A 20030-nucleotide genomic window follows, 5' to 3' on the forward strand; every position below is an offset into this window, starting at 1 on the left:
TTCATTCTTCAAGAGAAGGTTTTGTCAGTTCGTCGAATGTCAGCTGTCGTGTCGATTCAGTTCGGGGAATCAAATCGGATACGGTCAGTCCGATCAAGCGGACGGGCTCGATGACGTTCATCTCGTCGAAAAGACGTCTGGCAAGTCGTCTAATCTCATCATGGTCATGCGTCGGGTGGTTTAATTTGATTTGATGACTCCGAGCCTGAAACTCGCTCGTCTTTATTTTGATGGTGACCGTTTGACAGCTCAAGTCGCGGCGATCGAGCTGACGCAATACGTCCTCCATCTCTGGGATGACCCGTTCGAACACTTCTTCCGGGTCATCGATATCAAATGCAAACGTCGTTTCTGACCCAATCGACTTACGCTCTCGCGTGGCCACGACAGGACGCGTATCACGTCCGTGTGCCAGTTCATATAGTTGGTGCCCACGATCATGTCCAAAGATGGCTTTCAGTTGCTCAGGACGAGTTTGTTGAAGGTCACCGATCGTATGATAACCACTTTTATAAAGCGTTTGGGCGGTCACTTTTCCGACTCCATGCATGGCTTCGATGGAGAGGGGAGCCAGAAAGGTTGCCACTTCATCGAGCGGAACGACCGTGAGTCCATTTGGTTTCTCAAATCCTGAAGCGATTTTCGCGACAAACTTTGACGGTGCGACTCCGGCAGATGCAGTGAGGCCGGTGCGACGCTTAATCTCGCCTAATATATACCGGGCGATAAAGGGTCCGGATGTACTCAATAACGAATTCTCCGTCACATCGAGGTAAGCCTCATCGAGCGAGAGTGGTTCGACGAGCGGTGTGACCGACTTAAAAATCTCCATCACTTGTGCGCTGACTTGTCGATAGGCCTGAAACCGTGGTTTGACAAACGTCGCATGGGGACACAAGGCAAAAGCGCGACGTGATGACATCGCGCTGTGTACGCCGTATTTCCTCGCCTCATAGGAACATGTCGCGACGACCCCGCGGCTGTGGGGAGGACCTCCGACGATGACGGGCTTTCCTCGTAAGTTAGGACGGTCACGCTGTTCGACAGAGGCATAAAATGCGTCCATGTCCACATGAATGATGAGTCGTTCCATAACATCACCTTTCTTGTGTGAATCACTTTTCTTTCATTATACCGAACTTTTGTTCGTTTTTTGAGATTTTTGTTTTGACCGATGTTTCGTTGAAGTCGTCTGATTCGGAAACTGTAGCAATGACCCGATCCAATTCTTCCGTTTCAGCCACACTTGGATGATGAGCGTGAAGAGAAGAATCATGAGCCAGGCGAATCCATATCCAAGCGGCCATTCCAGTTCAGGCATGTTTTTAAAGTTCATTCCCCAAACCGCACCGAATGCAACGACGGGAGTCGTCAGCGCCGTGAAGACGGTTAGTGCCTTCATGATTTCGTTCCCTCGGAAGTTTGACAGGGTGGAGGCGAGGTCTGTCATCGCAATCACGTCTTCTTGATAATGATTGATGAGTGTCAGCAATCGACTGACTCGATAATCGGCAAGTTGATACGACTTCAACTGCTGTAAATCGATCGTTAAAAAAGCCTCTCGTCCCGCCATGACAAGCTCCTTATATGGGGTGACCGTATCGGACCACCGTTCGATCTCACTGCGAAGACCAAAAATCTCATTCATGAACGTAGCGGGAACTTGTCCCGTCATTTCCCTTTGAGCGGCCATCAATCGTTCTTCAAATTCATCGATGCCATGAAAGTAGTTGTTCATCCGTTCGGCAAGCAACTCGTAAAACGCCTCGATCGGAGAATCACATTGTTTGGCAAGAACGGACTCATGGTGCAAATCATCAAAGCCGATTGTCCATAAAAAATCAGGCCCAATGAAGTAGTGTCCAATTTTTTGTGGCTCCCGTTCTAACTGTTCATAGTCGAGCGTGAGTGAACCATACATATATCCATTTTCGACGACAATCTTCGTCACATTCGAAGTCGTCAATTGTTCAAGCCAATACGTAGAGGCTTGGGCATATTGCTGATCAACATGCACATAATCTTCCGGTCGTGTATACCAATCCCATTCCATCATCCATTCCTCCAATTCACTATATTGATAGTATTCCCAAATTGTCAGGAATGTTGGCATCTGTCGCAAACTTTCGTTAAGATGAAGGTACTGAACAAGAGAGAGGTGCTTTCATTGACGACAAAAATCGGTCAGCTCAAAGTGGGCGACACGCTAGACCAATATGTCATGATCAAACAATCGTATAAGGGACTTGCCGGGAACGGAAAACCTTATTTAACATTAATCCTTTGCGACGAGAGTGGTGAAATCGAAACGAAATTATGGGATAGTGCCGATACTGAGAAGTATGCGACGAAAAAAATCGTCCATGCGGCCGGTGAAGTGATGGACTATCGCGGGCGCACCCAGTTGAAACTAAAACAAATTTCGATCATCGAGCAGGAAGTGGATATCGCACCGTACGTCCGCTCAGCTCCCATTCCGAAGTCAGAGCTCGAGACGACGATTCGTGGATTCATTACGTCACTTCAACACGATGAGATTCGCCGTCTTGTCGAGGAAGTCGTCAATCGTCACGAAGAGGCATACTTTACGTACCCGGCTGCCGTTCGACATCATCATGCGGTCTATTCAGGACTAGCATTTCATGTGATGTCGATGTTGAAGCTCGCGGATACGATGTGTGAACTGTATCCATCCTTGAATCGTGATCTTTTGATTGCAGGTGTCATTTTGCATGATTTAGCGAAAGTCATCGAATTGTCTGATGCGATTACGCCAGAATACACACTTGAAGGAAAATTACTCGGTCATTTGTCACTCATGGCATCGGAGCTTGAAGTCGTGTCACGGGAACTGGGTACGGACCGTGAAGTGACGACACTGTTGCAACATCTCGTCTTAAGCCATCACGGGAAGCCGGAATGGGGCTCTGCGAATACGCCACAGTTGCCTGAAGCGGAGATGTTATTCTTTATTGATAACATTGATGCGCGCATGAATATGTTTGAGAAAGCGTATGAAGGGGTCGAGCCGGGGACATTCACGGAGCGTGTCATGGCACTCGATAACCGTGCCTTCTATCGCCCGAATCTATAATAGATGATCAACGAAAAAGGGGTACTCCATTGCTGGAGCGCCCCTTTGTGATTACTTTTCAGTTGATTCTGCTGCAGGTTCTTCTGAAGACTCGTCTGCGTTTTTAATGGCTTCTTTAACGGCGTCAAATTGTTGTTCTGCTTTTGCATCTTTTACGTCAACGTTGTATTTTTCAATCAACTCCGCGTAAATTTTGTTCGCATCGACAGAAGCTGATTTTTCAGCTGCCAATTCTTCACGAATGCGATCTTTCTCGTCTTCGAGTTTCAAGTCTTTCTCTTTACGGTCTGTCACTTTGATGACATGGAAACCGAACTGAGATTGAACCGGTTCAGAGATTTTACCAACGACATCTTCTTTGAATGCGTACTCTTCGAATTCAGGTACCATCTTACCAGCAGAGAAGAAACCGAGTTCTCCACCTTGTTCTCCTGAACCAGTATCCGTTGATTTTTCTTTCGCAAGTTCAGCGAAGTCTGCACCGTCATTCAACTCTTTGATGATGTCTTGTGCTTCTTCTTCAGTTTCAACGAGGATGTGGCTAGCTTCCACTTCCACGTTCTCTTTTGCGAATTGTGCTTCGATTTCTTCATCGGTCACATCGACAAGTTTCGATTTCGCAGCGTCAACGAGCATTTGTCCGCGAAGCGCTTCTTTAAACTCTTCCGTACCGCTCATACCGGCTTGTTGAATCGCTTGTTCGAACTCTTCTTCTGAGTTGAACTGTTCTTCTGTCTTGCTGAACTCTTCATCTACTTTTTCTTGGTCGACTTGGTCACCGTATTCTTTTTCAAGAAGTGCATTCATCGTCTCTTGGAATGCGAGTTGTGGCACCATGCGATCATAGCTCATATCCGCGATTTCACCGCGTGTGATTTCGCCGCCTTTATATGTGACGACTGCTGAATTATCTGACTCTCCGCCGCCTGCGTTCGTTGCCGCATACGTACCGCCAGCACCGATGATGAGTGCGATTGCAGATGCACCCACGAGTGCGCCAGTTGAGAATTTTTTATCTTGCTTTTTTGGTTCGTTCGTCATTCCGTTTGACATGTATTCCACCCCTAATAATTCTTTAAAGTTTCTAAGTCCGACTATATCACATTTTCCTAATCATGACAGCTGTTCTCTTGTCTGTACAGTATCATAGCACACAATCCTGTCGTATAATGATGAAATAGAATGTGAAATGATGGGGTGAGGGAAGTGTCACTAGAGGAGAAGGTCGAGCATTTAGCCTATCAGATGAAGATCTTACTCGAGATTGTCGATTGGACAGACCGTCCGTTCGAATATGAAGTGATTCGAGCGAATTTGACGAAACAAGAAGTCGAGTCATTTTATCAATTGCTTGAGGAGATTCGGGCGCAGCAAAACGAGCAATTGCGCTACGGATATACGTCCATAGAACCATTGCTCGTCCATTTTGCAGGTATGTTAGATGTGAGACTTGACGTCAAAACGATTCTTGAGGCATGCGTCCGACAAGGAATCGCATTAGACGTCACAGAACCACTTTATCGGCAGGTCAGGCTTCTTGACTGAGTTCATCCTCATCAGGGCGTCTGCCTGCCTCTTCTGTGATCATTTTTGACGTTTCCGCAAAGATATCCATAAAGTTATCCCCATACAAGCGACGTACGATAGCCGTCATATCTGTTAAGTCAGGGAACTTTCCATATAGTTCTTGAAGCGGAAGGGAAGCGTGGAATACGCCGTTTCCTTCTGGGTCGAATGCGTGAATCGTTTCGAGTAATAACGATTCGCCTTCAGGTGTCAATTGAACGTACGTGTTTCGTTTGTCCGTCTCTTTTTTAGAAAACGTAAGTAATCCACGATCCTCTAACTTCTTCGAGAAGTTGAAAGCAGTCGAGACGTGCATGACGCCATATTTCGCAATTTCTGAAATCGATGCACCGCCTAAAGCGTGGGCAATCCATAAGATGTGATGTTCATTGATATTTAAGTCGAACGGTTTGATCCAGTTTTGCCAGTCTTTTTCGACGGTTTTCCACAAAGCCTTACTCAATTGAATGATTTTGTGGCTATAGAGCATGGCCTCAGGGCCAGTGAATTCTTTTTCGTGTTCCATCTCGATCCATCCTTTCCGGATAAAAAGTCAAATGTAATCGACGGACGATGACCTCAAACACTCACTGTGTTTGATTGACGGTTTTGTCAGTCATAGCAGACTGTACGTTCGAGAGTTCCTGAAGGTTCCCTTGGATGCGCTCGACTGAAGGCTGAATGTCTTGTTGATAGCGTTCGACTTCGGCTTTCACTTGGTCAGTCAATTCTTTTCCTTGCAGTTTTCCCGCGGCGGCAACCTGCGATACATGTTTCGCCACATTCCCAAATTGTTCTTTTAGCGTAGTGATTGTAGATGCTCGATGTTGTTGAGCAGCGGCATCATTTGCAGTTCCTCGCGCCAGTTTCTTCACCGTGGCGACTCCTAAAAATGCTAAAACAAAGCCGAAAGCAATCCAATCTCGACGTTGGCGACTCGACAATTCATTCCCCTCCTCAAGCTCGGATAATCAGAATTACATTCTTTTCATATTATTTTACCAAAAAAGAGTGATTAAAAACCTATATCGCAAATAAAATTTTTCAGAACATTCATTTTTGACCGAAAAATCATTTTATTTTAAAATACAGGTAAAGGAAGGTGATCCTCAGTGGAGAAAGCGAAGCGTTGGGTAGATGACATGCTTGACCTGTATCTCGCTGCGAAACGACTGGGAGATGACACTTGGGCCGAATCCATTATGAATACACTAGAGGCGGGATACGAGGCGTCGAAGCAAACGGAACAGGCACGTGAAGAATCGATGCGAGAAAAGCGGATGTTTGAAATAGATGCCCGTCTAACAGAATTACGAAAAGAATTTGAACAAGCGACATCTGTCAAGACGCGTCAACAGTTATATGAAGTGGCAATCAAGCTTCAGGTCGAGCGGGCGCAACTAGAAGAGGAACGAAAACGCCATCGTGACTCAATCAATCAATCATAAAAGAGACCCGTCGATGACGGGTCTCTTTCTGTTTATACGTGGGCATGAATATTTGATGCAAGGGTAGTGAGTTCTTCTGACGTGAAAGCGTCGTTTTGTGTAATCCACTTCGCACCGAATCCATCTTCGTGTCCAAAGCGCGGAATCAAATGGATATGGAAGTGATACACCGTTTGTCCGGCAACTTCCTCGGCATTCGATAAGACGTTCATTCCGATGGCACCCGTTTCACGTTGAATCGCTTTGGCGATGGTAGGGACGCGTTTGAAGACGTCTGCTGCCACGTCTTCTGGCAATTCATATACGTTTTTCGCATGATGTTTCGGGATGACGAGCGTATGTCCTTTCGTCACTTGAGAGAGGTCGAGGAAAGCGACGACCGCTTCGTCTTCATATACCCGATAAGATGGGATTTCTTGTTTCGCGATTTTACAAAAGATACAGGTCGGATCTGTGTGCATCTTCATTCCTCCATTCTTAAATGTCGTTTCTGTTCCATCATAACACGGAAGTTCGGGCGCAAGAACGATAGGAAGCGAGATGGATTCCCTCTATAATAGAAGATAAGTGAGAGCAAAGGAGGTGAGCACATGCCATATACGAGAAGTAGAAAAAAAGAACGGAGTCCGAAAGTCTTTCTGTTGATATCTAGTTTAACGATTTTAGTTGGAGCCATTGTTTTCTATATATATGCATACAAGCCGGCGGCAGAACAAGATAAAATTCACGTCGCGTTCAAAGAGGCCTTATTAGAAGAAGACCGTACCTTTTTTGAAGAAAAAGTCGAATATCTTGGAGAACCTTTATCGCGAGCGGAGGCTCTGCGATTCATGGGGTGGTTGAACGCTGAAAAGTCCATTCGAGGAGAGGCCATCGCAGAAGTTGCGAAAGACCGGGCCGACCGAACATCGGGAATGGAGGCGGACGGATTATTTCGTTTGATCGATACGGGGGAAGGGCGATATGGCTTTTCTGACTATCGGATTGAACTACTCCCACAACAAATTGATGTGACCTCGGACGTCCCATTGACGAATATTTGGATTGATAGGCAACAGGTAGGACGGATTGATGAAGCCGATGATACGTTATCGTTTGAACAGATGCCGGGACAATATGATGTCAAAGCGGTAGCGGTGACAAATGGAGAGACGGTCACGGAAACCGAAACGATTCAATTGATATCTTCTAAATCCATTGAGTATGCGCTTATGCCTGAATCGAACGAAGCCATTGCCGGACAATTTGATTTGAAGCGGGCTGAGTTGATTGAAATTGAAGTGGAGGCGCAAACGGGTCATTCACTCGAAACGGTCGATTCGTTAATTGGACAGTCGAGTCAGCAGGTTCAAGAAACGCTTGGTGAACCAGCTGGAAAGCGTGAAGGAAAATGGGACTATGAGCGATTGACTGTCACGTTTAAAGATGAGGAAGTGGAATCGATTCAGGTCGACCTCGATAAACGACCGGATGATTTGATTGCCCTCCTCGGTGAACCGAAAACGAAATCGGAACACCCGCTCGGAACAGAGTGGGATTACGGTCAATCGTTCTTCGAATCATTCTTTACGTTCTTTGGTCTTGAAACCGAAAAACAGTTTATCGAAAAGAACGACACGATGTATTTATTGATCCAATGAAAAAAGAGGGACATTCCGTAATGGAAGCCCCTCCGATACATAATCTTATTTTTTACGCATTGATTTCATAACGAATGATACAATCAAGATCAAAATAATCGCACCGATTAGAGCCGGGATAATCGCGATATCCGCAACGATTGGTCCGAAGTCACCAAAGATAAGTCCACCCAACCATGCACCGATGATCCCCGCGATGATGTTACCAATGATTCCACCTGGTACGTCCTTACCTAAAATCAATCCTGCTAACCAACCGATGATACCCCCGATAATCAAATAAAGAATAAACCCCATAAATCATTCTCCTTCCTCTGTTTTCCCATTGTTCTTTACAACGATTTTGTGGAACAATGGAAGTATTGATGTTTTATTTTAAAATGCCTTACAGTTCAGATTATTCCCATGTGACAACATTTAAAACATATACCAAGAAAAAAAGATGAAAATGAAAGGTGTGGTTTTCATGCTGCACGTCGATCGATTGAACGGCGGATATTTCGGTAAACAAGTTTTGCATGACATTTCGTTTGAAGTAAAAAAAGGGGAACTCGTCGGGTTGATAGGGCTAAACGGAGCTGGAAAGTCGACGACAATCAAACACATTTTGGGGTTATTGTCACCCCTCTCCGGAAAAATCGAAATTGATGGCGAGACATTAGATTCTTCCGAAAAGAATTATCGTAAGAAAGTGAGTTACATACCGGAGACACCGATTTTGTATGAAACGTTAACGTTGCAAGAACATATTGAATTGATGGGGAAGGCGTACGATGTGAATCCAGACGAGTTGGCTGCGCGCACGAAACGTTTGGCGAAAGAAATGCGGATGGAAAAGCAACTCGCCTGGTTCCCTTCCGTCTTTTCAAAAGGGATGCGTCAAAAAGCGATGATCTTGTGTGCGCTCGTGACGAAAACGCCGCTCTTGATTGTTGATGAACCATTTGTTGGTCTAGACCCACTAGCCATTCGTCAGTTGCTTCAATTATTTGATGAATATAAACAAGATTGCGCGATTTTAATGTCCACCCATATCCTTGAGACGGCGGAGCGGCACTGCGACCGATTCGTCTTCCTTCATCAAGGAGTCGTCATTGCGAGCGGAACAGCGGCCGAGTTGCGCAACGTGTATCGATTGTCGCCTGATGCGACACTTGATGATATATATGTAGAAGCAATCGCTTCGGAGGAACGGTCGTCATGAATCGATTTACAGCAAGGTTCGGAACCTGGATGGAAGAGGTCGTCAAGTACAGCCGCTACGTTGCGAACGGGGGACTGTTGTTCACGCTCTATTTCACCTTGATTTACGGGGCGTTCGTCTACAATAACTTCTTAGAACGAATCGATGGGACATTCCCAGGAACGTGGATTGCCGCGGGGGTCCTATTGCTCATGCCACTCGGTCATCGCCCGCGAACGTTCATTCAAGAGGCGGATCAAGTATTTTTGCTTCCGGAGTTAGGGGATATTCGTTCTTATATGGTGGGGGTACGTTTATTTAATCTCGTGTTTGCTGCATTGCGTGGATTGCTCGTCCTTCTCGTTTTACTACCGCTCCTCGTACGGACAGAGAGTTATACGAGTATCGAAGTGTTATCCGTCGTCGTGACGATGGTCATGTTGTCAGCTGCAGGTCGTTTGGCAAAAGTGGAAGGCGTACGTGAATGGACAATCCTACCGTTTGCGCTCGTGAGCGGCGCTTGTCTTTTAATGGATTGGACAGCGTGGGCATGGGTGCCCGCGTTCATGCCGTTCATTTTCTTACATGTGAAACGAAACGAGCGCATCCCACTCTTACACTGGTTGGTGCTTGAGGAGAAGAGTCGGGCTCAGTTTGAACGAGTGATCAGCTGGTTCGTCGATTTGCCGACCTTGAAAGAAGAGGTTCGAGAGCGCCGGGTGTTGACGCGGCTTCTAGAAAATCGGGTCCTACGGCGCGTAGATGCATCGCGTTACGTGTACGGACTTCGCATTCTCCGTTCGAACGACTCACTTGATTTGATTCTTCGCTTGACAGTGGTGGCGCTCATTGTCATGTGGATGTCGGGAGGATGGTACGTCGGATTGGTCACGCCGCTCTTCGTAGGCTTGACCGCGTTGCAGCTCGTTCCGTTATTTAAACGGTTAGAGGCGGTTTCCATCGTTTCCTGGCTTCCAATCACACGCGATGAGCGAATCGCAGGGTATTCGTGGTGGGCGATGCGACTGCTCGTCATCCAGTCCGTCGTTCTTGCGATTGCATCCATCGCTTTTGGTGCCACATGGGATGCGGCGGTCGGATTGGTCTTGTCTGTCATGGTCACACGCTATTACTTGAATCGATTGAAATAAAAAGAAGGACATCCCGCACAGGATGTCCTTCTCACGTGAGTAGATTATTTTTTAGGTGACATGACCGATACGCTCGAACCGAGAATCTTCGGGAGGCGTCCTGGTTTCTCAGTCGTTTCTTCGACTTCACCGTATGCCGATACACCATGTTCTGCGATGTCGAGGCCGACATCTTCTTGTTCTTCTGTGACACGGAGTCCGATTGTGACATCGAGAAGTTTCAAGAAGGTGTAACTTCCACCGCCGGCGATGACCATCGCGATCAACACACCGAGTGTTTGTACACCGAGCTGTGTCAATCCGCCACCGTAGAAGAGTCCGGCAGAACCGATCCCTGTGATCTCAACGAGTCGAGGCGATGCGAAGAAGCCGAGTGCGAGTGTTCCGATGATTCCAGCGACTCCGTGTACGGAGAAGGCGCAGAGCGGGTCATCCACATACTTCGCCATCAAGATGCTCGTTCCATATGTTGCAACCGATGCGAGTGCCCCAATGACGACGGCTGCCCACGGTTCGACGAACGCACATGCTGCCGTGATGGCGACGAGCGCCCCGAGTACTCCGTTGACGATTGTCGGGATATCCGCCGTCTTCCGATGGAGCATGACGATGGTCAGAGCACCGAGCGCACCAGCTGCTGTGGCGAGCATCGTTGTCAATGCGACGTAACCGAAGAATCCGTCAGCGACCGACATTGTCGAACCGGCGTTAAAGCCGAACCAGCAAAGCCAAAGGACGAGACCGCCCACGACTGTTAACACATGGTTATGACCAGCGAGTGATTCCGTTTTACGACGTGGTTTCAAAATGATTGTTGCCATGAGAGCCGCCATCCCACCTTGAAGGTGAACGACCGCCGAACCTGCGAAGTCTTGCATCCCCATTGATCCGAGCATTCCACCAGCCCATACTGAGCGAGCGACGATTGGATAGAGGATGGCAACGAAGAAGATACCGAACAGAACGTAGGCAGAAAGCTTAGCCCGTTCTGCAAATCCACCCCACGCGATGGCGAGAGAAACTGCAACGAATGATAACTGGAATAAGAACTTGATGTCGATTGAGACGTTCGCCCAGTCGAGGCTTGTGAACGATCCGCTTAAGAAGAATCCTTCTGTCCCAAACCAAGTTGTCCCGTCACCGAACGAGAGGCCGAACCCGACCGCCCAAAAAGCGAGTGCCGCCACAGAGAGGCTGATAATTTGTTTGACCGCGACGTGACCGGCGTTCTTCGCCCGAAGTGTCCCCGTCTCGAGTAATCCGAAACCTAATTGCATCGTCAATACGAGCAATGCAGCGATGAGTACATACAGCGTGTCCATATAATAGAGAATGTCTTCCATGTTCATGCCCTCCTTTTTCTTAGGTGCTTTCCAAAAGTTGACTTCAGTGTAAAACGAAAATTGCATGCTGGATTGCATTTTGTCAGATTATCTGACATAGTTTTTTTATTAAGGAGGCGAGGCTGAATGGACTACAAATCGAAGAAAGTGATCGGGATGGGTGTCGTGACTGAGTTGACGGGACTTTCAGAGCGCCAAATTCGGTATTATGAAGAAAAAGGTCTCGTCTTTCCGGAACGTACAAAAGGTGGTTCACGTAAATATTCTTTCCATGACGTGGAACGTTTAGTCGAAGTGGCGACCAAACTAGAAGATGGATGGCGAATTCAAGATATTAAAGAACGAGAACGACGATTGTCGGCGAAACAGCGGGATGATTTGATTCGGGGTCAGTTGAATTCAGCCTTCCGAACATTTCCGACAAAAAAATGACACAAAGAAAACACAATGAAAATGCTTCACATTAGCATAATTCTAATTAATTTCTGTATAATGTTTTTGAGTTCACAAACACGAGAATAAAGAATGTAGGAGAAATTTAGAGGGGAATGACGCGACGTATGAACGATACTATTTTAAAAGCGTTTAAAGGAGAGGCGACTGACTATGTACCTGTGTGGTATATGCGCCAAGCCGGACGCTACCAACCGGAATATCGAGAGATTAAAAAGACGAGGTCACTATTCGAGATCACGCATGATCCTGAACTTTGTGCATATGTCACGGAACTTCCGGTGAAACAACTCGGAGTCGACGCGGCCATTCTATATAAGGACATTATGACGCCACTTCCGTCTATGGGAGTCGATGTCGAGATCAAGAGCGGGATTGGACCGGTCATCGACAATCCGTATCGAACGATGGAAGATGTGGAACGTTTGAAACCGTTAAACCCGGAAGATATTTCATACGTTTTTGACACGATTCGTCTACTACGGGAACGACTAGAAGTTCCGCTTATCGGCTTCTCAGGCGCACCGTTCACATTGGCGAGCTATATGATCGAAGGGGGACCGTCGCGGAACTACCATCGTACGAAAGCACTCATGTATGCAGAACCGGATGTATGGAATGCATTGATGGAAAAACTCGGCGACATGGTCATCACGTATGCGAAGGCGCAAGCGGATGCCGGCATTCAAGCGTTCCAATTGTTTGATTCGTGGGTCGGGACGCTCAGCCGCAAAGATTATGCACGTTACATCAAACCGACGACGGAGCGTATCTTTAAAGAACTACGTTCACTCGACATTCCACTCATCATGCATGGTGTCGGAGCGAGCCATCAAATCGAAGAATGGCACGACCTTCCACTTGATGTGGTCGGGCTTGACTGGCGCCTGTCGGTACAGGAAGCACGGGACCGTGGTATTACAAAGGCGGTTCAAGGAAATTTAGACCCGTCGTTCTTGTTAGCTCCATGGCCGGTCATCGAAGAGAAGGTTAAGGAAATTTTAGATGAAGGAATGAAACAGCCAGGATACGTCTTCAACTTGGGACATGGGGTGTTCCCTGAAGTCGACCCGGCCGTACTCGTCAAATTGACGGCATTCATTCACGACTACTCACGCGAAAAAATGGGAGGCAACGAATCATGAAAACAGTCGGACTACTTGTCATGGCGTACGGCACACCGTACAAACCAGAAGATATCGAGCGGTATTACACGCACATTCGCTACGGACGCAAACCGTCACCGGAAGCACTCCAAGATTTGACGGAACGTTACGAAGCGATTGGTGGTGTATCTCCACTCGCAAAAATCACAATCGATCAAGCGGAGACGCTTCGTGACATCTTGAACGAGCGTCATGTAGGTGAAATCGAGTTCAAACTGTATATCGGATTGAAGCATATCGAACCGTTCGTAGAAGACGCGGTCGCGCAAATGGCGAACGACGGCATCAAAGAGGCGGTATCGGTTGTCTTAGCACCTCATTACTCGTCATATAGCGTCAAATCATACAACGGACGTGCTCATGAAGAAGCAGCGAAGTATGGCATCGACATTCGTTCGGTAGAGTCGTGGTATGATGAGCCGAAGTTTATCAAATGGTGGGCGAATGCGATTAACGATACGTATGCGTCATTGCCTGTACCGGCTGAAAAGACATGTCTCATCGTTTCAGCGCATAGTCTTCCTGAGAAAATCTTGGCTGGTGGCGACCCGTATCCGGATCAGTTGAAAGAAACAGCTGATAAAATTGCCATTGAGACAGGCGTCCCGCATTATGAGATTGGTTGGCAGTCAGAAGGAAACACGCCGGACCCATGGATTGGACCAGATGTCCAAGATTTGACGGCTGAACTTTATGAAAAGCATGGCTACGAGGCGTTCGTCTATACGCCGGTCGGCTTTGTTGCAGACCATCTCGAAGTATTGTTCGATAACGACGTCGAGTGTAAAGTTGTCTGTGACCGCCTCGGTGTTCACTACGCACGTCCGGCTATGCCAAATGCAGAGCGAAGCTTCATCGAAGCCATCGCGGATCGAATGGAAAGCGTGATTGTGCATCATGCGTAAATTCACGATTGTCGGTGGTGGGATCACAGGTCTCACCGCCGCTTTTTATGCAGAGCGTTATTTGCCGGAAGACGTGACCATCACGTTGCTCGAGGCGACGGATCGCCTCGGAGGAAAGATTGATACGTATGAAACGGGCGAGTTTGCGGTGGAACGTGGTCCGGACTCGTATGTCTTTCGTAAGACTGCGATGACGGAATTGATTGAAGACGTCGGTTTAGGCGATGAACTCGTTCGCAATGGAGTCGGTCAAGCTTACGTTCTTCATCATGACGGGCTCCACCCGATTCCGAAACAGACGGTGATGGGCATCCCGCTCGACGTCAATGCGTTTCGTGAGACGACGTTGCTTTCGGAAGAAGAGCACGAGGACTTGAAGCAGATGTTGCTGTCCCCTCCAGATGTAAAAGCGCCAGACTCGGACGTCTCACTCGGCCTCTACCTTCGTGAGCGTGTCGGGGACCCAATCGTCGACCGATTGATTGAACCGTTACTCTCTGGTATCTATGCTGGAGACATCGATCAAATGAGTGCGATGTCGACATTCCCGCAGTTCATCGAGGGAGAAAAGAAATACGGCAACTTGTATGAAGGGATGCGACACTTACGACCGGAACAACGAGTCGCAGAAGTCGGGGCAAAGAAGGTCGGTCAGTTCGCTTCGTTGAAACGTGGACTCAAGTCACTGACAGACCGCTTGGCAGAACGGTTGGAACGTACTGAAATCGTATTAAACTGTTCCGTCGAACAAGTATCCGAACGTGAGGACGGGTACCGCCTCTTCACGAATCGCGGAGATATCGACACGGACCATCTCGTGTTGACGGTCCCACCGCGCCTCATTCGTCAGTTCCTCCCGAAAGTCGACAGTGACTTTTTGGCGGACATGAAGCCACATGCGACGGCCACATGCTCGCTTGTCTTCAAAGAAGCGGATATTGAGCTTCCTTTCGTCGGGACAGGGTTCGTGACGAGTCAAGAAGCGGATGTGACAATCACGGCATGTACGTTCATCGACCAGAAATGGCCACATGCGGTGCCGGAAGGATATCACGTCCTTCGTGTCTTTTTAGGTCGTCCGGGGGCAGATGATATTGTCGAAGCATCCGATGAAGAAATCATCGAGACGGCATTACACGATCTCCGTGGCCTGATGCGCATTCATCGTGAACCGATTCAAACCGTCGTCAGTCGACTCCGTGATGGACTGCCTCCTTATGCGGTCTTTCATGCGGACCGTGTCAAAGCACTCCGAGCCGAGATGAGCCGGGTATATCCAGGCGTCATTCTCGCAGGAATCGCCTATGACGGAATTGGGATGCCGGACTGTGTGAAGAGTATTCGGGAACAAGTGAAGGCATTGCGTGAAAAAAATTGAGATTTGATGAAGGGAGGGTTCGGATTGTTCCGCAACCCTCTCTTTTTGTTATAGTTAGAAGCGAAAGAGAAAAAGGAGTGATGGAAGATGGCAACGTATAAACTTTTTGTATCAGACATGGACGGTACGATTTTGCACAACCACACCAAAATCGCGGATGAGACAGCGGAGATCGTCCGTGAAGCAGAGGCGGCAGGAATTCGCTTTGCGATTGCGACGGGGCGCAACTATGTGAATGCGAAACAGATTTTAGACGAGGTCGGACTCTCTTGCCCAATCGTATCGTCGAATGGGGGACGCGTGCTCGACACGTCGGGAGAAGTCCTTCACGAAATCGATTTGACGATTGATGAGGCGCTTCAAGTCATCAATGTTCTTCATCAAGATGACAAGTATGCGGACGTCTTTTATGAAATGTACACAGAAGCGGGACCCGTAGCGAGCCGTGGTGACTTGATTGAAGCGTCGATGAAAAACTTGAAAGCGAATGGTGACGACCGCTCGCTCGAGATGTACGAATTCTTTAAGAATCGCTATTACGTCAACGAAGACGTCAAAATTGTTGATGACATTGAGAACTTTATCCGACAAGAAGCGGGACGTGTCTACAAGTTCATCGCTTTCTCGAGCCACCTTGAGAAAATGAACGGACTTTGGAAAGAAATCGAAGACCAAGTCGAAGGGGTGTATGTCACATCTTCAGGCAATGACAACATCGAAGTGATGGCACACGGTGCAGATAAAGGGAACGGTGTGACAAAACTTGCCGAACATTATGGTATCGATTTATCTGAAGTCGTCGTCATCGGGGATAACTTGAATGACGTGCCGATGTTCAAAGTGGCCGGAAAAGGAATTGCAATGGGCAATAGCCACGAAGACTTGATTGCCATCAGTGACCATGTCACCGAGCGTCATGATGAGTATGGTGTGGCGAACGCATTGAAGCGCGTGATGACAGGTGAGTGGAAGTAAAAGATTTGTCGAGAACTCGTCTCGTTTCGTATAATACGAGTAACGAACATCCGACTAGGAGGAAATAAACTGTGAAATTTATTTATAATCCGGATATCCGCGACCCGAAAATCAACTTGGCGGTTGAAGAGTATATCCTTAAACATCTGAACGTCGATCATGAAGATTACTTCCTGTTCTATATTAACGGTCCATCCATCATCATCGGGAAGAACCAAAACACATCAGAAGAAGTCAACTTGAAGTACATCGAAGAGAATGGCATCGATGTCGTTCGACGTCTCTCTGGTGGGGGCGCCGTCTATCACGATGAAGGGAACTTGAACTTCAGCTTCATCACAAAAGACGATGGCAACTCGTTCAACAACTATAAGAAGTTCACACAACCGATCGTGGATGCGCTTCGTAACCTCGGTGTCGAGGCAGAGCTGACGGGTCGTAACGACATTCAGGTCGGTGAGCGTAAAATCAGCGGGAACGCCCAATTCACGACGCGTGGACGCATGTTCAGCCACGGGACGCTCATGTTCAACTCGAACATCGAAGAGGTCGTGAACTCGCTTAACGTCTCGGAAGAGAAAATGCGTTCAAAAGGAATCAAGTCCGTTCGTAGCCGTGTGGCGAACATCACTGAATTTTTAGAGCGTGAGATGGAGATGGAACATTTCGTCGAGGCGCTCCTCCATTCGATTTATGATGGAGAACAACCGGAACGCTATGTACTTCGTGACGAGGATTGGGAAATCGTCCATGATATCTCGAAAGAACGCTATGCGAACTGGGACTGGAACTTTGGGAAGTCACCGAAGTTCGACGTCGAGTCGAAACGTCGTTTCCCAATCGGAACAATCGATGTCCGCTTGAACGTCAACAAAGGGACGATCACAGAAGCGAAAATTTACGGAGATTTCTTTGGTGTCGGTGACATCCAAGACGTCGAGCAAGCGCTCGTTGGGACGCGTTTCGAACGTGCGGCCATCCGTGAGCAATTGATGCAACTCGATTTGAAACATTACTTCGGAAATGTCGAGCTCGAGGAATTAGTCGATTTGATTAGTTAAGTTAGTCATGGCGGTCTCTACGGAGGTCGCCTTTTTTGGCAGTTTCGTGAACGTTGATCATACGGATTGCGCCTCGATGGGAGAAGGCGTATCATAATTTGTGCAAGCGTTTTCGTAGCGGCTGATTAAAAATAGGAGGAATCACTATGTATCGAAGGCTCAGTGAATGGATGGACCCGAGTCGGATGTGGGTGACGGAACAATCGACGTTTGAACGTGCGATGATGGCGGTAGGTCTTGAATTGGAACGAAAAGGCATGGTCAGTTCTTCATTTACGCGAGTCGTTCTCGATCAAGAAACGATCATTCCTTCCGGGGTAAGTGATGTCGCTGTGCCGGTTGCGGTCATCGATGTTCCTATCTCTATAGCGAAACGAGACGGTATTTCTCTTCTTCATCTGCTGAACACGTGTAAAGTAAAAACCATCACGGGAGAAACGATTCAAGCGAAAGCGATATTATTAATTACGGCTACGAATGAATCAAAGAAACAAAGCTATCATAAACTGATTGATGATTTGCTCATGGATGATGAATCCCTTCAAGCGCTCGTACACGTGAAAAGTCGCGCCGGATTGTTCCACTTACAGGCGAATTTTTTGGAAGCGTTTTCTTATTGAAACATTTCATGTACAATAGAAGTAATTGAAAAGAGCGCGGACAACGTGCTCTTTTTTATGGCTCAAAAGTGAATCATCATTCATTTAAAGGGGGATTACCATGGCAAACTTAGTCAAGTCACTACAAGAAGTAGTGATGGCTCACCCGCAGAAAGCAGCGTATGTGTTTGGGGAAGACACGGTGAGTTACGGACAGTTTTATGGGCAAGTCAAGGCGATGGCGTCGACGCTTGAGCAAAAAGGGATTGGACAAGGCGATCACGTCGCTCTCGTTCTCGGAAACAGCCCTGCGTTCCTGATTGCATATTTCGCAGTGTTGTCACGTGGAGGGGTCGTCATTCCGATCAACCCTACATACACGCCTGATGAAATGGCCTACATTCTACTTGATGGGGATGTAAAGGGAATCGTTGGCTTATCACCGCTCGTCGCGCAGGCGGAAGCGGCACTCACGAAGTTGCCTCACTTAAAACTCGTGATTTCCGTTCCATATGCCGATGTTCCAGCATTGAAGCGGGAAGGGACGATTGAATTCATCCCATTCGCAGAAGCGTTTGCCGAAACAGAAGGAACGTTCATCGAAGTCGACGAGGATGAAGTTGCCGTCATCCTCTATACGAGTGGGACGACCGGAAAACCGAAAGGGGCTCTGCTCACGCATCGAAACTTGTTCTCAAACGCACATTCAATCGGAGAGTATTTAGACATCACTCCAGAGGATAAGGCATTGGCGGCATTGCCGATGTTCCACGTCTTCTGTTTGACGGTCATCGTCAATGCACCACTCCTTCGAGGGGCGACGATTGTCATCTTACCGAAGTTCTCACCACAAGATGTGTTCGATCTAGTACCAAAGCACCGTGTGACGTTATTTGCCGGTGTGCCGACGATGTACAATTTCTTGTTACAGACGGCAATGAAAGTACCGGCCTACACGTCTGCATTGAAGCATGTTCGCGTGTTCGTCTCAGGCGGAGCAAGCTTACCAGTTCAATTGCTCGAGTCATTTGAGCAGATGTTTGAGTGCAAGATTCTTGAAGGATACGGTCTGTCGGAGGCGTCACCGGTCACCTGCTTCAACCCGCTCCATGGCGAGCGTAAAGCAGGGTCAATCGGCCCTTCCATCGTTCATGTCGAAAATAAAGTCGTCGACGAGCTTGGGGAAGAAGTCGGCGTCGGTGAAGTCGGAGAGTTGATTGTACGAGGACCGAACGTCATGAAAGGGTATTACAAATTACCGGAAGAAACGATGATGACACTTCGGGACGGATGGCTCTATACGGGCGATTTGGCTCGACGTGACGAGGATGGTTACTTCTATATCGTCGACCGGAAAAAGGATATGGTCATCGTCGGGGGATATAACGTATACCCTCGTGAGGTAGAGGAAGTATTGTATCAACATCCGGATATCGTTGAAGCTGCCGTCATCGGTGTACCGGATGCGGAGCAAGGAGAAGCGGTGAAGGCATTCGTTGTCACGAAACATGACGGTGTCACGAAAGAAGAGATCCGTGCATATACACAAACAAAGTTAGCGAAATATAAGCAGCCGACTTATATTGAGATTATCGAGGAACTTCCGCGAAACACGACTGGAAAGATTTTACGAACGGTCTTGAAGAGCGAAGCGTTTCAAAATAGTTGAGTAGAGAGGGGCGACTACGAGTCGTTCCTTTTTTATCTTTTCGTTTGACACTGTTAGGGGGTAGGGGTATATTAGTGGTGAGGTGATCAACATGGATGAATTTATGCATGACCAACCACTCGTTCCGCGTGATGATGCCGAACGGGAGGCACTCGGGAAACGTCTAAAACGAATCGAAGGACAAGTCCGAGGGATTCAAAAAATGGTCGAGAACGACCGCTATTGTGTCGATATTTTGACTCAGACGTCAGCCATTCAGGCCGCTCTGAAGCAAGTCGAGATGCAACTGTTAGAGCGTCATATGCGCAAGTGTTTGGTTCACGCAAGCGAGACGGAAAACATGGAACCTTACATTGATGAGTTGATGACGATCGTCAGCCGCATCAAAAAATAAGGAGG

At 47.7% G+C, this 20030-nt stretch carries 23 protein-coding genes; 15 read left to right on the forward strand and 8 right to left on the reverse strand.

What is annotated here, in order from left to right; genetic code table 11:
* Window position 1: 1 nt before the first annotated feature.
* Both dinB and KNO70_RS06450 read right to left on the reverse strand, forming a co-directional pair.
* Complete coding sequence (dinB, locus tag KNO70_RS06445; protein WP_214689366.1) at window positions 2-1093, reverse strand: DNA polymerase IV; 1092 nt, start codon at window positions 1091-1093, stop codon at window positions 2-4.
* Window positions 1094-1129: 36 nt separating this feature from the next.
* Complete coding sequence (locus KNO70_RS06450) at window positions 1130-2053, reverse strand: magnesium transporter CorA family protein (protein ID WP_214811569.1); 924 nt, start codon at window positions 2051-2053, stop codon at window positions 1130-1132.
* An 81-nt stretch (window positions 2054-2134) separates the two neighbouring features.
* Here KNO70_RS06450 and KNO70_RS06455 point away from each other — a divergent pair, with 81 nt between their 5' ends.
* A complete protein-coding gene (locus tag KNO70_RS06455; protein ID WP_051829364.1) occupies window positions 2135-3094 on the forward strand; it encodes an HD domain-containing protein in 960 nt (319 codons plus the stop codon).
* A 51-nt stretch (window positions 3095-3145) separates the two neighbouring features.
* Here KNO70_RS06455 and KNO70_RS06460 read toward each other — a convergent pair whose 3' ends face one another.
* Entirely contained in the window at window positions 3146-4147 is a 1002-nt protein-coding gene (locus KNO70_RS06460) for a peptidylprolyl isomerase (RefSeq protein WP_214689357.1), read from the reverse strand.
* A 153-nt stretch (window positions 4148-4300) separates the two neighbouring features.
* Between KNO70_RS06460 and KNO70_RS06465 the strand changes: the two genes are divergently transcribed.
* Window positions 4301-4639 (forward strand): DUF1878 family protein, encoded by a 339-nt coding sequence (locus KNO70_RS06465; RefSeq protein ID WP_237708238.1) that lies wholly within the window; start codon window positions 4301-4303, stop codon window positions 4637-4639.
* Here the strand turns inward: KNO70_RS06465 and KNO70_RS06470 are convergent.
* Complete coding sequence (locus tag KNO70_RS06470; RefSeq protein WP_078146419.1) at window positions 4623-5186, reverse strand: HTH-type transcriptional regulator Hpr; 564 nt, start codon at window positions 5184-5186, stop codon at window positions 4623-4625. The two genes, KNO70_RS06465 and KNO70_RS06470, sit on opposite strands and share 17 nt — an antisense overlap.
* 61 nt (window positions 5187-5247) lie before the next feature.
* Window positions 5248-5604 carry a hypothetical protein gene (locus tag KNO70_RS06475; RefSeq protein ID WP_214685816.1) on the reverse strand — a complete coding sequence of 119 codons (357 nt, stop codon included), beginning with the start codon at window positions 5602-5604 and terminating at the stop codon, window positions 5248-5250.
* Between the two features lie 168 nt (window positions 5605-5772).
* Here KNO70_RS06475 and KNO70_RS06480 point away from each other — a divergent pair, with 168 nt between their 5' ends.
* Complete coding sequence (locus KNO70_RS06480) at window positions 5773-6108, forward strand: hypothetical protein (RefSeq protein WP_078146420.1); 336 nt, start codon at window positions 5773-5775, stop codon at window positions 6106-6108.
* Window positions 6109-6140: 32 nt separating this feature from the next.
* On the opposite strand, the gene KNO70_RS06485 is transcribed toward KNO70_RS06480, so the two are convergent.
* Window positions 6141-6569, reverse strand: a complete 429-nt coding sequence (locus KNO70_RS06485) for an HIT family protein (RefSeq protein WP_015880936.1) — start codon at window positions 6567-6569, stop codon at window positions 6141-6143.
* Between the two features lie 129 nt (window positions 6570-6698).
* Here KNO70_RS06485 and KNO70_RS06490 point away from each other — a divergent pair, with 129 nt between their 5' ends.
* Window positions 6699-7748 (forward strand): hypothetical protein, encoded by a 1050-nt coding sequence (locus KNO70_RS06490; RefSeq protein ID WP_214758441.1) that lies wholly within the window; start codon window positions 6699-6701, stop codon window positions 7746-7748.
* Window positions 7749-7793: 45 nt separating this feature from the next.
* Here KNO70_RS06490 and KNO70_RS06495 read toward each other — a convergent pair whose 3' ends face one another.
* Window positions 7794-8045, reverse strand: a complete 252-nt coding sequence (locus tag KNO70_RS06495) for a GlsB/YeaQ/YmgE family stress response membrane protein (RefSeq protein ID WP_031421191.1) — start codon at window positions 8043-8045, stop codon at window positions 7794-7796.
* A gap of 169 nt (window positions 8046-8214) precedes the next feature.
* Between KNO70_RS06495 and KNO70_RS06500 the strand changes: the two genes are divergently transcribed.
* On the forward strand, window positions 8215-8952 hold the full coding sequence (locus KNO70_RS06500) for an ABC transporter ATP-binding protein (protein WP_251024805.1): 738 nt from the start codon (window positions 8215-8217) through the stop codon (window positions 8950-8952).
* Entirely contained in the window at window positions 8949-10082 is a 1134-nt protein-coding gene (locus KNO70_RS06505) for an ABC transporter permease (protein WP_078146423.1), read from the forward strand. The genes KNO70_RS06500 and KNO70_RS06505 overlap by 4 nt, the downstream gene beginning before the upstream one ends.
* A gap of 44 nt (window positions 10083-10126) precedes the next feature.
* Here the strand turns inward: KNO70_RS06505 and KNO70_RS06510 are convergent, their stop codons facing one another.
* Window positions 10127-11431 (reverse strand): ammonium transporter, encoded by a 1305-nt coding sequence (locus KNO70_RS06510; protein ID WP_251025634.1) that lies wholly within the window; start codon window positions 11429-11431, stop codon window positions 10127-10129.
* Between the two features lie 120 nt (window positions 11432-11551).
* Here KNO70_RS06510 and KNO70_RS06515 point away from each other — a divergent pair, with 120 nt between their 5' ends.
* The 9 genes from KNO70_RS06515 to KNO70_RS06555 all read left to right on the forward strand — a co-directional run bounded on the left by KNO70_RS06515 (window position 11552) and on the right by KNO70_RS06555 (window position 20025).
* Window positions 11552-11857: a MerR family transcriptional regulator gene (locus KNO70_RS06515; protein ID WP_015880942.1), complete on the forward strand. Its 306-nt coding sequence runs from the start codon at window positions 11552-11554 to the stop codon at window positions 11855-11857.
* 116 nt (window positions 11858-11973) lie between these two features.
* Window positions 11974-13023 (forward strand): uroporphyrinogen decarboxylase, encoded by a 1050-nt coding sequence (gene hemE / locus KNO70_RS06520; RefSeq protein WP_015880943.1) that lies wholly within the window; start codon window positions 11974-11976, stop codon window positions 13021-13023.
* On the forward strand, window positions 13020-13949 hold the full coding sequence (hemH, locus tag KNO70_RS06525; RefSeq protein WP_078146425.1) for a ferrochelatase: 930 nt from the start codon (window positions 13020-13022) through the stop codon (window positions 13947-13949). The genes hemE and hemH overlap by 4 nt, the downstream gene beginning before the upstream one ends.
* Entirely contained in the window at window positions 13942-15327 is a 1386-nt protein-coding gene (hemG, locus tag KNO70_RS06530) for a protoporphyrinogen oxidase (protein WP_078146426.1), read from the forward strand. The genes hemH and hemG overlap by 8 nt, the downstream gene beginning before the upstream one ends.
* Before the next feature lie 87 nt (window positions 15328-15414).
* A complete protein-coding gene (locus KNO70_RS06535) occupies window positions 15415-16302 on the forward strand; it encodes a Cof-type HAD-IIB family hydrolase (protein ID WP_078146427.1) in 888 nt (295 codons plus the stop codon).
* A gap of 71 nt (window positions 16303-16373) precedes the next feature.
* Window positions 16374-17363: a lipoate--protein ligase gene (gene lplA, locus KNO70_RS06540; protein WP_214685822.1), complete on the forward strand. Its 990-nt coding sequence runs from the start codon at window positions 16374-16376 to the stop codon at window positions 17361-17363.
* Between the two features lie 146 nt (window positions 17364-17509).
* The gene (locus KNO70_RS06545) at window positions 17510-17983 is read left to right on the forward strand and encodes a PTS sugar transporter subunit IIA (RefSeq protein WP_214689351.1); all 474 of its coding nucleotides are present in this window, start codon (window positions 17510-17512) and stop codon (window positions 17981-17983) included.
* Window positions 17984-18083: 100 nt separating this feature from the next.
* Window positions 18084-19631, forward strand: coding sequence for a long-chain-fatty-acid--CoA ligase (locus tag KNO70_RS06550; RefSeq protein WP_078146431.1), 1548 nt, complete (start codon window positions 18084-18086; stop codon window positions 19629-19631).
* Between the two features lie 91 nt (window positions 19632-19722).
* A complete protein-coding gene (locus KNO70_RS06555; RefSeq protein ID WP_015880950.1) occupies window positions 19723-20025 on the forward strand; it encodes a metal-sensitive transcriptional regulator in 303 nt (100 codons plus the stop codon).
* Window positions 20026-20030 lie beyond the last annotated feature (5 nt).

This window comes from Exiguobacterium sp. s181 (genome assembly GCF_018617125.1).
Lineage (GTDB): Bacteria > Bacillota > Bacilli > Exiguobacteriales > Exiguobacteriaceae > Exiguobacterium > Exiguobacterium profundum.